Source organism: Pseudoclavibacter sp. RFBA6, from assembly GCF_002931575.1.
Classification (GTDB): Bacteria; Actinomycetota; Actinomycetes; order Actinomycetales; family Microbacteriaceae; genus Pseudoclavibacter; species Pseudoclavibacter terrae.
In genome coordinates this window covers 15,458-28,530 of record NZ_PSUA01000017.1, presented here as the reverse complement: position 1 = coordinate 28,530, position 13,073 = coordinate 15,458, and the positions used below count along the sequence as shown (strand labels likewise).

General features: G+C 68.6%; 13 protein-coding genes. 8 read left to right on the top strand and 5 right to left on the bottom strand.

The features are described 5' to 3' along the window. The first annotated feature begins 60 nt into the window (after window positions 1-60). Genes C5C17_RS17450 through C5C17_RS17440 form a run of 3 tightly spaced genes read left to right on the top strand, consistent with a single transcriptional unit; the run spans window position 61 to window position 4,356 of the window. On the top strand, window positions 61-2,031 hold the full coding sequence (locus C5C17_RS17450) for a beta-glucoside-specific PTS transporter subunit IIABC (protein ID WP_104254670.1): 1,971 nt from the start codon (window positions 61-63) through the stop codon (window positions 2,029-2,031). Continuing rightward, complete coding sequence (locus C5C17_RS17445) at window positions 2,018-3,472, top strand: glycoside hydrolase family 1 protein (protein ID WP_104254669.1); 1,455 nt, start codon at window positions 2,018-2,020, stop codon at window positions 3,470-3,472. The genes C5C17_RS17450 and C5C17_RS17445 overlap by 14 nt, the downstream gene beginning before the upstream one ends. 53 nt (window positions 3,473-3,525) lie before the next feature. Continuing rightward, window positions 3,526-4,356: a PRD domain-containing protein gene (locus tag C5C17_RS17440; protein WP_104254668.1), complete on the top strand. Its 831-nt coding sequence runs from the start codon at window positions 3,526-3,528 to the stop codon at window positions 4,354-4,356. A gap of 28 nt (window positions 4,357-4,384) precedes the next feature. On the opposite strand, the gene C5C17_RS17435 is transcribed toward C5C17_RS17440, so the two are convergent. Beyond that, entirely contained in the window at window positions 4,385-5,410 is a 1,026-nt protein-coding gene (locus C5C17_RS17435) for a beta-propeller fold lactonase family protein (protein WP_104254667.1), read from the bottom strand. Further along, a complete protein-coding gene (locus C5C17_RS17430; protein ID WP_104254666.1) occupies window positions 5,407-6,390 on the bottom strand; it encodes a Gfo/Idh/MocA family protein in 984 nt (327 codons plus the stop codon). Before C5C17_RS17430 ends, C5C17_RS17435 begins: the two co-directional genes overlap by 4 nt. Before the next feature lie 305 nt (window positions 6,391-6,695). On the opposite strand from C5C17_RS17430, the gene C5C17_RS17425 reads away from it, so the two are divergent. Next, window positions 6,696-6,920 carry a hypothetical protein gene (locus C5C17_RS17425; RefSeq protein WP_104254665.1) on the top strand — a complete coding sequence of 75 codons (225 nt, stop codon included), beginning with the start codon at window positions 6,696-6,698 and terminating at the stop codon, window positions 6,918-6,920. A gap of 4 nt (window positions 6,921-6,924) precedes the next feature. Here C5C17_RS17425 and C5C17_RS17420 read toward each other — a convergent pair whose 3' ends face one another. Next, window positions 6,925-8,454, bottom strand: a complete 1,530-nt coding sequence (locus C5C17_RS17420; RefSeq protein ID WP_104254664.1) for an RNB domain-containing ribonuclease — start codon at window positions 8,452-8,454, stop codon at window positions 6,925-6,927. Between the two features lie 233 nt (window positions 8,455-8,687). On the opposite strand from C5C17_RS17420, the gene C5C17_RS17415 reads away from it, so the two are divergent. The 3 genes from C5C17_RS17415 to C5C17_RS17405 all read left to right on the top strand — a co-directional run bounded on the left by C5C17_RS17415 (window position 8,688) and on the right by C5C17_RS17405 (window position 11,707). Beyond that, complete coding sequence (locus C5C17_RS17415; protein WP_181028661.1) at window positions 8,688-9,731, top strand: hypothetical protein; 1,044 nt, start codon at window positions 8,688-8,690, stop codon at window positions 9,729-9,731. A 172-nt stretch (window positions 9,732-9,903) separates the two neighbouring features. Beyond that, window positions 9,904-11,016, top strand: coding sequence for a DUF4870 domain-containing protein (locus tag C5C17_RS17410; protein WP_104254663.1), 1,113 nt, complete (start codon window positions 9,904-9,906; stop codon window positions 11,014-11,016). A 187-nt stretch (window positions 11,017-11,203) separates the two neighbouring features. Beyond that, window positions 11,204-11,707 (top strand): DUF5956 family protein, encoded by a 504-nt coding sequence (locus C5C17_RS17405; RefSeq protein WP_104254662.1) that lies wholly within the window; start codon window positions 11,204-11,206, stop codon window positions 11,705-11,707. A gap of 147 nt (window positions 11,708-11,854) precedes the next feature. Here the strand turns inward: C5C17_RS17405 and C5C17_RS17400 are convergent, their stop codons facing one another. Then, complete coding sequence (locus C5C17_RS17400; RefSeq protein WP_104254661.1) at window positions 11,855-12,040, bottom strand: hypothetical protein; 186 nt, start codon at window positions 12,038-12,040, stop codon at window positions 11,855-11,857. A 273-nt stretch (window positions 12,041-12,313) separates the two neighbouring features. Between C5C17_RS17400 and C5C17_RS18795 the strand changes: the two genes are divergently transcribed. Then, complete coding sequence (locus tag C5C17_RS18795) at window positions 12,314-12,586, top strand: hypothetical protein (RefSeq protein ID WP_219820534.1); 273 nt, start codon at window positions 12,314-12,316, stop codon at window positions 12,584-12,586. Here C5C17_RS18795 and C5C17_RS17390 read toward each other — a convergent pair. After that, window positions 12,583-12,969 carry a hypothetical protein gene (locus C5C17_RS17390; protein ID WP_104254660.1) on the bottom strand — a complete coding sequence of 129 codons (387 nt, stop codon included), beginning with the start codon at window positions 12,967-12,969 and terminating at the stop codon, window positions 12,583-12,585. The two genes, C5C17_RS18795 and C5C17_RS17390, sit on opposite strands and share 4 nt — an antisense overlap. Window positions 12,970-13,073: the final 104 nt, after the last annotated feature.

The following is a 13,073-nucleotide window of genomic DNA, read 5'->3' as shown; positions in this document are numbered from 1 at the left end:
AACTTTCCAGGCAGGCGTCGACCCACTTCCCCACCCCTTGGATCCAAAGGAGGACCCATCATGACTCGACAGGATGACGCGAAGGCGATTCTCGCTGGCGTCGGCGGCGCCGAGAACATCAGCGGGCTCACCCACTGCAGCACGCGGCTCCGCTTCACGCTCGCCGACGACACCCGGGCCGACCTCGACGCCCTGAAGTCACTCCCCGGCGTCCTCGGCGCAGTGCGCAGCGGTGCGCAGACCCAGGTCGTCGTCGGCAATGACGTGGTCCCGATCTTCGATGCGATCGAGCGCGAACGCCGCGATACGGCGGGGGTGCCGGCAGCCAGCGGCGCCGCAACGCGGCGCGAGTTCTCGTGGAAGCGCGCCGGCGGGGTCCTCATGGACTTCATCGTGAGCGTGTTCTCGCCGCTGGTCCCCGCCATCGCGGGTGCGGGAATCCTGAAGTCGTTGCTGGTCGGAGCCGGTGCTCTCGGCTGGCTGTCCATCGAGTCCGAGTCGTACCTCCTCCTGTCGGCCATCCCCGACGCAGTCTTCGCCTTCCTCCCGCTCCTCGTCGCCTACACGACGGCGAAGAAGCTCAACGTCAATCGTCCGCTCGCGCTCGGTGTCGTCGCCATCCTGCTGTTCGCGAACTTCACGACCCTCATCAACCAGGACGGTGGGGTCTCCCTCTTCGGCATTCCGGTGCAGGCGGTCAACTACAACTCGCAGGTCTTCCCGTCCATCCTCGCGGTGCTCCTGCTGTGGCCGCTCGAGCGCTTCTTCAACAAGGTCTCTCCCGGGCCCATCCGCGTGTTCTTCGCGCCTTTCATGTGCTACCTCATCGTCGCCCCGCTGCTCATCCTGCTGCTCGGCCCGGTCGGATTCTGGCTCGGCTCGATCCTCACGGGGGCCATGATCGGCCTCTACAACACGCTCGGCTGGGTCGCGGTCGCCATCCTCGCCGCGCTGCTCCCGCTGGTCATCTCCGTCGGCATGCACAAGGCCTTCATCCCGCCGACGATCGCCACGATGGCGCAGACGGGCAAGGACACGTTCTACCTCGTCGCATCGCTCGGCCACAACATGGCCGAGGCCGGCGCCATGTTCGCCGTCGCGCTTCGCACCCGCAGCAACCGTCTGCGCGCTACGGCTGTCTCTGCTGGCATCTCCGCGCTCTTCGGTATCACCGAGCCTGCTATCTATGGCGTCACCCTGCAGAACCGGAAGGTGCTGGTCTCCGTGATGGCCGGCGCCTTCGCCAGTGGCGCCTACCTGGGTCTCACGGTCGTCTCGGCCTTCGCGCTCGTCGGCCCGGGCCTCGCGAGCTTCACCATGTACGTGGACGGCCTCAACCCCATGAACATCGTGCACGCTGCGATCGGTGCGGTCATCGGCATCGCGGTGGCGTTCATCATCTCGCTCATCACGTGGAAGGACTCGACCTCGCCGTCACTGCGTGACGAAAGTGCCAACGCGGATGCTTCGGATGCGTCGGACGAGTCGGGTATCGCGGCGGTCGCTCAGCCGGCAGCATCTGCAGGCGCAGCGGCGGTGGCCGCGACCGTGATCGCCCCGATGACCGGCGAGATCGTCGCGCTCTCGGACGTCGCCGACCCCGTCTTCTCCGGGGGAGTGCTCGGTGACGGAGTGGCCATCAGGCCCGAGTCCGGTGCGGTTCGCGCTCCGATCGCCGGCGTCGTCACGTCGCTCATGGACTCGCATCACGCCGTCGGCGTCACATCGGACGACGGGGTCGAGGTCCTCGTGCACGTCGGCCTCGACACGGTCAAGCTCGACGGTGCCCCCTTCACGGTCCATGTCGCCCAGGGCGACCGCGTCGAGCAGGGACAGCTGGTCATCGAGGCGGACCTGGACGCGATCCGCGCGGCGGGCTGCGACACGACGACCCCCGTCGTCGTCGTCAACTCGGCGAAGTTTCCCGTCACCGTCCTCGCCTCCGGGACCACCACCATCGGCGACCCGCTTGCGAGCATCGCAGCCACACACCACAACGTAGAGAAGGAGCTTGCCAATGGCACTGCCTGACGGATTCCTCTGGGGCGGCGCGATCGCCGCGAACCAGGTCGAAGGCGCATGGAAGGACGGCGGGCGCGGTCCCGCGGTCACCGACGTCAACACGTACAAGCCGAAAGCCGACCCGAAGCAGTACGCGGTCCACCACGTGAACACGCTCGAGAGCATCCAGGCCGCTATGGCCGACCCCGACGAGCTCACCTACTACCCGAAGCGCCGCGGCATCGACTTCTATCACCGCTACCCGGAGGACCTGGCGCTCTTCGCCGAGATGGGCTTCAAGGTGCTTCGCGTGTCGATCGCGTGGACCCGCCTGTACCCGACCGGCGAGGAGCTGGAGCCGAACGAGGAAGGAGTGCAGCACTACCTCGACTTCTTCACCGAGATGCGCCGCCTCGGCATCGAGCCGCTCGTCACGCTCGCGCACTACGACCCGCCGCTGCACCTCGCGCTCAAGAACAACGCGTGGGCCGACCGCAGCATCCTGCCGCTCTTCGAGCGCTTCGTGCGCACCTGCTTCGACCGCTTCGGCCACCTCGTCACGAAATGGCTCAGCTTCAACGAGATCGACGGCATCATCCGTCACCCCTTCACCTCGGGCGGCATCATCGAGGAGACCGTGCAGGGCAGCGTCGAGCAGGCCTGCTACACGGCACTCCACCACCAGTTCGTCGCTTCCGCGCGTGCCACTCAGCTGCTCCACGAGCAGTACCCGAACTCGCAGATGGGCTGCATGCTCACGATGCTGACCACGTACCCGAACACCTGCCACCCCGATGATGTCGCGGCGACGCAGGCGAAGGAGCGGATGCTCTTCCTGTGCACCGACGTGCAGGCCGACGGGGCGTACCCGCGCCTCGCGCTCAAGGCCCTTGAGCGTATGGGCGTCGAGATCCCCTTCGAGGACGGCGACGCCGAGCTGCTCCGCGAGCACCCGGTCGACTTCATCTCGTTCAGCTACTACATGTCGCTGACCGAGTCCGTGAACCCGGACGCGGAGCGCACGCCAGGCAACACGATCCTCGGGGTCAAGAACCCGTTCCTCACGTCGAGCGAATGGGGATGGCAGATCGACCCCACCGGGCTGCGCATCTCCCTCATCGAGCTCTACGACCGCTACAACAAGCCCCTCTTCATCGTCGAGAACGGTCTCGGGATGCGCGATGAGCTCGAAGAGGACGGCACCATTCACGACCCGTACCGCATCGACTACTTCCGCGCGCACTTCGAGGAGATGATCCGCGCGGTGGATGAGGGCGTCGAGCTCCTCGGCTACACGAGCTGGGCACCCATCGACAGCATCAGCGCATCCACCTCCCAGATCACGAAGCGCTACGGGTTCATCCACGTGGATATGGACGATCTGGGGCGTGGAACAATGGAGCGTCGCCGCAAGGATTCGTTCTACTGGTACCAGAAGGTCATCGCGACGAACGGAGCGGATCTGTCCTGAGCCTCGCGCCGCCTCATGGCGGCCGCACAGGCTGTGTCGACGGAGACACACCAATGCAGACAATCAGAAAAGTTCTCAACTCGAGTGTCGTGCTCGCCGCTGACGAGCACGGCACCGAGTTCGTTGTGCTCGGAAAAGGCATCGGATACGGGCGCAAGCCGGGCGAGGAAGTCGTGCAGGACGGGGCGAACCAGGTGTTCGTCTCTCTCCCGCAGGGTGACCAGCGGAACCTCGAGGACCTGCTGACGCAGATCCCGGGGGAGTACATCGAGCTCACCAGGGCGATCGTCGCGCGCGCCGAGGCCGGTGGTCTGGACCTCGATCCGCACATCTACCTCGCGCTCACCGACCACCTGCACTTTGCGGTCGAACGACACCGCAAGGGGCTGGCGACGGTGAACCGGCTCGCCTGGGAAGTCCGAACCATCTACCCGAAGCAGTACGAGATCGGTCTCGCGGCCGTCTCCATGCTCAACACCCGCACTGGGGTCGAGTTGCCTGAGCAGGAGGCCGCGAATATCGCGTTCCACCTGGTCAACGCCGATACCGGCAACACCGGGGTCGACTCGATGCGGATCGTCCAGCTCGTCAGCCAGGTTGCGACGGTCGTCACCCACTCCACGGGTCGGCAGCTGCACAACAACGAGCTGCACGGTGCGCGGTTCGTCGCTCACCTGCAGTACTTCGCGCGGCGCTTCTTCGACGGCAAGCTCGCGACGAGCGCTGATGACTTCCTCTTCAACAGTCTCAGCGAGCGCTACCCGGCCGCCGTCTCGGCGGCTGAGCGCGTTCGCGTGTTCGTTCGTCAGCAGTATGAGCAGGAGCTGCCGAACGAGGAGATCGCGTTCCTGGCGCTGCACATCGCGAGGGTCTCGACCGACTGATCGTCGGCGTCGACCGGCGAGCCTGGCGTCAGGCCCAGCGCACCCAGTTCGCGCCGCTGCCCGTCTCGACCTGCTGCAGCTCGGTGAGGTGGTCACCGCGGACTTCGTACAGCGCGACCTCCGTCGCTTCCTCGCCGGCAGCGACGAGGAAGCGTCCGTCGGGGCTGAGCGCGAAGCCTCGAGGCTGCTGCTGCGTGACGGTGAACGCGCGCGCGTCCTCGAGCGAGCCGTCCTCGGAGACCTTGAGGGGCGCGAGCGTGCTCGTCGTGCGCTCCGAGGTCCACAGGTACTGCTCGTCGGCACCCCAGTGGATGTCGGCTCCCCAGATCGAGCGGGGCTCAAGGGGGTTCCCGCCGAGGGCGCCCGGCTGGAGCCCCTGCAGGGCATCCGCGAAGCTCGCCGCGTCGGTGAACGACAGGGTGCCGGTTGCCTGGTCGCGCTCGAATCGCAGCACCTCGCCGCTGAACTCGGTGATGACGTAGGCGAAGCTCTCCGCGCCGTTCAGCACGATGTGCCGCGGGCCGCTGCCTGCGGGGGCTGCCGCCCCAACGGGGTCGAGCGGCTCGAGCTCGAGGTCGTCCGTTATCGCGTACTGGCCCACGAGGTCGTCGCCGAGCGAGACGAAGTACGCGAAGCGTCCGTCGGCGCTCGCCGCGACCGAGTGCAGGTGACGGTGCTCGACGATCGACGTCGGTTCGCCGACCTCGCCGTCGGTGACCGGCGCGATCAGGCCGTAGTTCGCCGAGTAGGCGGCGCCGAGCAGCGCGGACCCGTCTCTCGTGAGGGCGACGTAGTTGAGGCCGCCGCGAGGCGTATCGCGCCGCGAGACCTCCGTGAGCTCGCCGGACTCGCGGTCGAGGCGCAGCGTCACGATGCCTGCCGGGCTGCCCTTCACCGAGGCATAGACGAGGTCGCGAGCAGCGTCGACGACGAAGTTCGAGCATCCGGTGAGGCCCGGGGCCACGGAAAGCCGCGTGAGGGAGGCGCCGTCGAAGCGGAACACCGAGATCGAGCCTTCGCCTGCATTCGCGACGAGGAGAAGTGGGGTGGTCATGCAGTCTCCTTCTGTGGTGCTGTGGCCGCGCGGGCGGCCGCGACGACGAAGAGCACGTCGGCGCTGTGGTCGAGGCGGCGGTCCCGCTGGGCGGTGTCGTGCTCGCGGATGATGCGCTCGAACGCCACGAACTCCTCCACCATGCGGTGCGGGTGCTTCGTGAGGTCGACCTGCTCGGCAGTGCCGCCGCGGGTCTCGTAGCTCACCGAGGCCATGACGTTCGGTGAGCCGTCGACGACGATCCACCCGTCCTCCCCTTGGATCTTGCTGCGAATGGGGCCGTCAGAGTCCTTCGCGCAGACGCAGACGGCCGTGGTGTCGCCGTAGTCGAGGACGAGCACGCCGGACGTGTCGACGCCGCGCTGCACGTTCGCCGTGTAGGTCACGTTCTGTGGTCTGCCGAGCAGCCCGACGACGAAGTGGATGGCGTAGATGCCGAGGTCCATGAGCGCGCCGCCGCCCTGCGCGGGGTCGAAGGCCGGCAGCACGGTGCCTTCGCGGAACGCGTCGTATCGGGACGAGTACTGCGAGTAGTCCGACTGGATGAGCTTGACCTTGCCGACCAGGTCGAGGTGCTCCTTGATCCACCGGTAGTTCGCGAGGTACTGCGTCGTTATGGCCTCGATGAGGATGAGGTCGCGTTCCGTCGCGAGGGTGCGCAGCTCCCGCAGCTCCGATTCCTCGAGCACGAACGGCTTCTCGCAGATCACGTGCTTCCCCGCCTCGAGCGCTTTGCGGGAGACCTCGAAGTGCAGCGAGTTGGGCAGGGCGACCCAGACGGTGTCGATGGAGGTGTCGGCGAGGCACTCGTCGAGGTCCGTGTGCACGCGTTCGATGCCGAACTGAGCCTGGAGCTTCTCGAGGTGCTCACGTCGGGGAGGTCGTCCGTAGATAGCGGCGAGCTCGAGTCCGGGGATGTCGGCCACGTGGGGGAGGAAGTCGGCGACGATCTGCCCGGCGCCGATCACGGCGAGCCTCATCGGAGGGTCCTCGGGTGCGCGGCGAGCGTGGGGGAGGAGGGCGTGGGATGCACGCTGTCGATCCTATTCGGGGTGCAGCGGATGTCGGCTGCTCCGCCCATTCGCGAGAGGCGGGTAGCACCGTCCCCTGCGAAGGCGGGCTGGATCGCGGAGGAAACGTCCAGGGCATCGCCGCGTCGCCCGCCACTGCGGGGAGGGGAGTTCTCCCCGCCTCCCGCACGGGGGTTGCAGTGCCCGTGCATCCCAATCTGCGGGTCTACGCTCGCCGACATCCCGGACCAGCCGGGCCTGTCGAAGGAGTTCTCATGCGTCGAATCGCCTCAAGCATCACCGCAGCCCTCTTCGCCGTCGGCATCGCCGTCTCCGCCCCGGCGATCGCGAACGCTGGCACCGAGCAGATGTACTGGACCGGCGGATCTCTCGCCGACTGCCAGGCAGTGCAGCGCACGTACATCAGCTCGTGGACGAAGATCACCGAGTCCTGCCACCGCAACGGCAACGGCTACTCGTTCACCTGGGCCTCGCTGTAGGCGCCTAGCCGCGGTGGGGAGCCGGGCTCGGTGCGACGACGCTGAGCGTGACTGTCCGCGTGTCCGGGTCGGCTGACTCGACTCGGACCACGACCGGGGCGCCCAGCTCGAGCGCTGAGGCGTCGCCGACGACCCTCGCCCTCACCGCTGGGTCTCGCAGCAGCACGGTTGCCTTGGCCCGCCGCTCATCGGCCTCGCCGGTCGGTGAGGACTCGACGACGATCCCGTCGAGGTCCTCGCCGACCAGCGGTCCGAGCAGCACCGCCTCGAGCAGGTCGACGGTTCCTCGCTCGTAGGCGTTCGCACACCGCGACCCGTCAGCCATCTCACCCGGGAGCGCATCGAGCGCATCCACCACCCACGACGGCACCTCCCGGCCGGCGCAGTATGCGAGCGCGATCTCGGTGCCGTACCGGTCGACGAGGCGTCGCAGGGGCGCTGTGACGTGCGCGTACTCGGCGGCGATGGCGCTGTGGGATGCGCCGCTCGGCACATCGGGGCTCTCCGGCGTCCCGAAGGCCGCGTATCCCGCCCCGCGGAACAGGCGGGTCGCTTCGGTCGCGAACGCCGCGTACTCGGGCCGCGACGGGTCGATGGTTCGCACGAACTCGGCGTATGAGGAGGACGGGGACCAATCGAACCCGAGGGCCGTGGCCACCCGGCGCAAGCGCTCGACGTCTTCGGCGCGAGCCTCGTCGAGGGTGCGCCAGATGCCGACCCCGGCGAGGCGATGCAGCCGCGCCGCGGCGATGCCGGTGAGCAGCGACAGCTGCGCGTTGAACTCCTCGCTCGCCAGCGGCTCGCGCAGCACCAGTCGGTAGCGGGACCCGTCTTCGCTGCGCTCGATCTCCTGATCTGGCACCTCGAGCGTCGCGCCGCCGCGGTTGAACTGGGCGTCGATGCGCAGCTGCCCGATCTCGGCGAGCAGCAGCAGGAGCTCACCGGCTGATCCGTCGTCGAGCTGACGCTGCACGGACCCGTAGTCGAGCTGCGCCCGAGAACGCACCATAGATCGACGCACGTCGATGTCGTCGAGCAGCTCACCCGACGCGTCGAGCCGCATCCGCCACACCACAGCCGGCCGGTCGACGTCCGGCAGCAGGCTTGCGGCGCCCTCGCTGAGCACGGCGGGATGCAGGCCGAAGCGGCCATCGGGGCCGTACACGGTGAGGGCGCGGCGGTGCGTCTCGGCGTCGAGCGCGCCTCCGGGCTCGACGAACGAGGCGACGTCGGCGATCGCGTAGAACACCTCGAACCCGGCGGGCTCAGCGTCGGCTGCCGCGACGCGTCGGAGGAAGAAGGCCTGGTCGAGGTCGCGGGACCCGACGGGGTCGAGGGTCACGAAGGGCAGGTCACGGAGGTCCTGCCTGGCAGAGTCTGGTTCGGCGTCGAACTCGCGTGCCGCAGCTGCCTCGGCCTCGAGCAGCGCGTCGGCGGGGTAGTCGACGGGGATCTCGAGTTCGGTGCGCAGCCGCTCGAGGTAGGGGCCGAGCACATCGGCGGCCGCGCCAGCCTGCACCGCGCGCTTGCTCATCGGGTGCTCAACTCCGGAGCGTGGACTCGGCTGTTCGACTGCATAGCGTCAACGTAGCCGGTGCCGCCGACATCCGGGCCGAGCATGCATCCCGCGCCGAAGCCACCTCGCGATTTCGCCCCGTCCGCGTCGCCGTGGGCGCGGGCCGCCGATTCGAGCGAGCACGCGACGCTCTGAGCGGAACCGGATGCGCTCCATACGTTTTCCATAGACCAGTACGTCACGATGAGCGCATGGTTGACTTCAACAAGATCCTCGGCGCGGCCTCCAAGGCCCTCGGCAATTCGAGTGGCTCCGGCAACTCCGGCAACCGGGGTGGCGGCAGGAGCGGCTCCGGGGACTGGAAGGACATGGTCCGCAAGGTCGCCGACCAGGTGACCGGCGACGGGCAGCAGTCGCGCGGCCAGCAGGGCTACCCGAGCCAGCCCGGCGACCAGGGCCAGCAGGGTCACCAGGGCCAGGTGCCCCAGTACGGTCAGCAGCGCCAGTACGACCAGCGGCCGCCGAGCGCACCGAGCTACGGTTCGCGTCCCGGCGCGAGCGCTGGGGCTGGAACTGCTGCAGACAAGGCGGCCATCGCGAAGTACGACTACCTCCTCAAGACGGCGGCGCCCGACCAGCTCGAGCAGGCTCACCGTGAGGCGTTCCAGCGCCTCACGCCTGAGCAGCGAGACCAGGTGCGTGAGCGTCTGAGCGCCGAGTCCGGCCCGTACGACCGCCCCCAGTCGAGCTCGCCGGATGACCTGGCGCGGGCGGCGACGCGCGGGGAAGTGCAGCGGCCCGGTTTCATGGCGCAGGTGCTCGGCGCGGGCAAGCGCATCGCGGGCTCGCGCGGTGGCGGAAACTTCGCGCCGGGTTCCAGCCGTGGGGGCTCCTCCCGCTTCGGCCGAGGCATGGGTGTCGCGGGCGCTGGGGCCGCTGCGGCCGGTGCTGGCGCGCTCGGCGGCATCGCGCTCGGCGTCGTCGGAGGGGCCGTGGCCAGTTCGGTCGCGCTGCCGCTCCTCGGCGACGCAATGGCATCCGGCATCGACTTCGACGGCATCGCCGCGTCCGGTATCGAAGGCTTTGAGGGGCTCACGGCTGACCTCGGCGAGTTCGGTGGCCTCGGCGAGGCCGTGTCTGGGTTCGGCGAGCAGGTGGGCGGGTTCGGCGACCAGTTCGCCGGTGCCGGCGAGCAGCTCACGGGAGCGGGCGACCAGTTCCTGGGCGGCGTCGAGGAGCAGGCAGGCAACTTCGGCTTCGACATCCCCGGCCTCGGAGACCTCTTCGGCAAGTAGTCCGCGCCCGTTCGGCGGCGTGGTTCGCGCTCGGCATCCGTAACGGATGAGCGCTCGCGCGGCTCCTGTGCTCGCGATCGGCAGAAGCATCACGGAAGTAGGCCACGATGCCCGCGTCCCGGGTCGCCGACCGCGACGCCGAGACGCGGGCATCGCCCGTTAGGCTCGGGTGATGGCGAACCGCAGCTATCTCTACGTCGTCGACGAGATCCCAGGGCACGGGGCCCCGCTCACGAGAGTCACAGGTCTCTCGGAGTGGAGATGGGACGTGCCGCTTGTGCACGAGCTGCTCGTCTCCGGGTCCGGTCGCCTCGTTCCCTCGACGATCTGGGATGCGCCGGCCACCGCGATCCTCGGCGACTACGACCAGGGCGTCGCCAACCTCGAGCGCCTCTTCGCGCAGCTCCCGCACGACGAAGAGACGCAACGGCAGATCGCCGAGGCGCGCAACGCGTTGAACGACCCCGCGAACCGCGGTCGCTACCTGCTGCTCGAGGTCGCCGAGATCCACGTGCTCAGCGTCACGGACGACGACAACCCATTCCCGGAGATGCTGACCGAGGCGCAGGGCATGGTCCGCGGCGACGACGCGAGCGTGGACTCGCTCATCCGATACGCGCTCGGGCTTCCCGCCGAGAAGCGCCAGCAGCTCACCGGCTCCGGGTCGTGGGCGAACAACCTCTACTTCGAGCCATTCGGGGCGCCGCAGCAAGAGGCCGACGCCGAGCCCAAGGCCGGCCCCGCGCCTCAGGCCCAGCCCGCGCCTCAGACCCAGCCCGATGTGACGGCCTACGCGCAGCCTGTGCAGCCGCCGCCCTCGGCCCAGCCGCCGCAGTACGCGCCGCCGGCCGGCCAGCCCCAGCAGGTGCTCCTCGTCAGGCCACTGGCGAACGGGGCCGTGCAGTGGGGGCTCGGGCTGCTCGCGCTCATCCCGTTCCCCTTCGTGAGTGCCATCGTCGCGGGCATCGTGATGACGGCGGCGGGGCGTTCTCGCGCTCCGGCGACCGAGGCTGGGGAGCGGAACCGCACGAACGCCGCCAACTGGGGGATCACCTACCTGATCTCCTCGGTCATCCTCATCGCGCTGCACATCGCGTTCCTCTTCACCTTCGACGACGAGTACTCGTCGACGTTCTTCCCGATCGGCATCCCCATCACCATCTGGTTCGCCCTCTCGGTGACGCACGTCGTGCTCTCGATCGTGGGCCTCGTGAAGGCCTCGCGGGGCGTCGTGTTCAAGCCCATCGCGCTGCCGTTCTTCAGCCCCCGCGCGCGACTCTGGTGAGTCGCCGAGGCGAACACTGGCGCAAGCTCAGCCGCAAGCACCGGGCCTGACGCTCGCTCGCGCCGCCTCGTGTCGCCTCGTGATGCTCGCCGTGCACTCCGCGAGTGGGCGGATGCGCGACAATGGCGGGGAGCGCCGCCGGCTCAGGTCGGCGGTTGCAGGGGAAACTCAGGCTGGGGGCCGATTCATGCCGATCAATGACAACGAGGTGAGGCTGGCAGCGCTCGAGGCGCTGCCGAGCTGGTCGTGGAACGATTTTCCGACGGATCCACCGCAGACGGCCGAGCTCATGCGGCTCGAGCCGAACGGCTGGCTCGCACTCATCGCCTTCCTCGCGGGGCCGAGCTGGGTGTACCAGGAGCCCGCGCGGTACGAACCGGTGGTCGAGACCTACGGGGGTGGGCAGCGTGTCGGCGGGCCGGCCGACGGCACGTTTCTCAGCGAGGAGGACATCACCGAGATCCACGACGACATGGTCCAGTATCTGGCCGACGCCGGAGTGCCGGCACCGCCCAGAGCTGTGCAGTGGATGCTGTGCCTCCCCGAGGGGGTCACCGAGTGGGAGCTCGGGCGCGCCTGCAACGTCGCCGTGCAGGAGGTCGCTCCCGAGGATCGTCGCCGGAACGCGCTCGAACTACACGCCGCCCTGCGGGTGCTCCTGAACGGGCGAATGCCTCCGCTGTCCTGGTGACCGCCGCCGGCGCCGGTGCACGGCGGCGCCCCGCGGCGGATCATGCGCCGAGCGCGATGACCAGCCTTGAGGCGGCGAGCACAACGCGGGCAGGCGTCATCGTGCCGCGCTCGGCGCGGCTGCGTGAGATGCCGTGCATCTCGAGGCTCAGTCGATCTCGTGCGTGCGCGGTGGGTCCAGGTGTGGCTGCTGGGGCGCATCCGGGGCCCGCAGGTACTTGCGCAGCGCCTTGATCGACAGGATCAGGGCCCAGACCACGAGCACGAGGATGGCCAGGATGACGGCGAAGTAGAGGGCCATGAATGCCGTCTGCATGGGGTTGAATCCGATCATCACGCGACGCTACGTCGTTCGACTGGGTGTGCGGTCAGCGGCCGAGCAGTCGTAGGGGAACGCAACATCCCTGACACCGCTACATCGACGTGCGACGATGCAGCGGTGACTTCCTCCTCGGGTTCCAGACTCACGCCCGACCTCGTCCCCGAGCTCCTGGTCTCGGATGTGTGGCGGAGCCTCGACTTCTGAGTCGGACTGTGCGGGTTCGCAGTCAGGTACGACCGGCCTGAGGAGAGGTTCGCCTACATCGAGCGGGGAAGCGCCCACCTCATGCTCGAGCAGCGAGGTGTCGGACGGAACTGGGTCACCAGCCCGCTCGAAGCCCCGCTCGGGAGGGGCATCAACTTCCAGGTCTCCGTGCCGGACGCGGACGCGATCGCCGGCGCCGTCCTGGAGTCTGGCCGCGAGCTCTTCATGCCGCCGGAGACGAAGTGGTACCGGGTCGGCGAGGACGACGTCGGGGTCCGTCAATTTCTCGTGACGGACCCCGACGGTTATCTCATCCGCCTCCAGGAGAGCCGAGGGCGGAGAACAGCTGACTAGTTCTGCGTGACCGCGGGCGCCTGGCGGTCGCGGCGGGCGGCGATGAACGAGCGCACCCCGGCCGTGATGAGGGCGACGAGCAGGACGAGCATGATCGTGCTGCTGATGATCGCGCCAGGGCGCTCGGCCGTGCCAGCGATGAGGTCGCCGAGCTTCGCGACGTTCATGAGCGAGCCGAGTGCGCCGAGAAGCGCGACGGCGAGCGCACCGTGGATCGCGTGCTTGCGGAGCTTCGGGTTCCGCGCGATGAGGCCGGCGATGACGAGCAGCACGCCGACAGCTGCCGGGATGAGGGCCGTGAGGCTGCCGGTGTCGCTGACGAAGTACGCGACGGCGCCTGTCACGACGAGTGCGGCACCGATGAGGATGGTGAGGAGAGGCATGCGGGACGGGATCCAATCTCGCGGTAGGCCAGCGGCATCCCAGGCGGACCGCTTCGCGCGGGCTCAGCCCTGGCGCGCGACGGCCGGCGACAGGGGAGTCGCTG

Coding starts and splice junctions, on each gene's coding strand:
- C5C17_RS17450 (WP_104254670.1), top strand. CDS start 61: ATGACTCGACAGGATGACGCGAAGGCGATTCTCGCTGGCGTCGGCGGC.
- C5C17_RS17445 (WP_104254669.1), top strand. CDS start 2,018: ATGGCACTGCCTGACGGATTCCTCTGGGGCGGCGCGATCGCCGCGAAC.
- C5C17_RS17440 (WP_104254668.1), top strand. CDS start 3,526: ATGCAGACAATCAGAAAAGTTCTCAACTCGAGTGTCGTGCTCGCCGCT.
- C5C17_RS17435 (WP_104254667.1), bottom strand. CDS start 5,410: ATGACCACCCCACTTCTCCTCGTCGCGAATGCAGGCGAAGGCTCGATC.
- C5C17_RS17430 (WP_104254666.1), bottom strand. CDS start 6,390: ATGAGGCTCGCCGTGATCGGCGCCGGGCAGATCGTCGCCGACTTCCTC.
- C5C17_RS17425 (WP_104254665.1), top strand. CDS start 6,696: ATGCGTCGAATCGCCTCAAGCATCACCGCAGCCCTCTTCGCCGTCGGC.
- C5C17_RS17420 (WP_104254664.1), bottom strand. CDS start 8,454: ATGAGCAAGCGCGCGGTGCAGGCTGGCGCGGCCGCCGATGTGCTCGGC.
- C5C17_RS17415 (WP_181028661.1), top strand. CDS start 8,688: ATGGTTGACTTCAACAAGATCCTCGGCGCGGCCTCCAAGGCCCTCGGC.
- C5C17_RS17410 (WP_104254663.1), top strand. CDS start 9,904: ATGGCGAACCGCAGCTATCTCTACGTCGTCGACGAGATCCCAGGGCAC.
- C5C17_RS17405 (WP_104254662.1), top strand. CDS start 11,204: ATGCCGATCAATGACAACGAGGTGAGGCTGGCAGCGCTCGAGGCGCTG.
- C5C17_RS17400 (WP_104254661.1), bottom strand. CDS start 12,040: ATGATCGGATTCAACCCCATGCAGACGGCATTCATGGCCCTCTACTTC.
- C5C17_RS18795 (WP_219820534.1), top strand. CDS start 12,314: ATGCTCGAGCAGCGAGGTGTCGGACGGAACTGGGTCACCAGCCCGCTC.
- C5C17_RS17390 (WP_104254660.1), bottom strand. CDS start 12,969: ATGCCTCTCCTCACCATCCTCATCGGTGCCGCACTCGTCGTGACAGGC.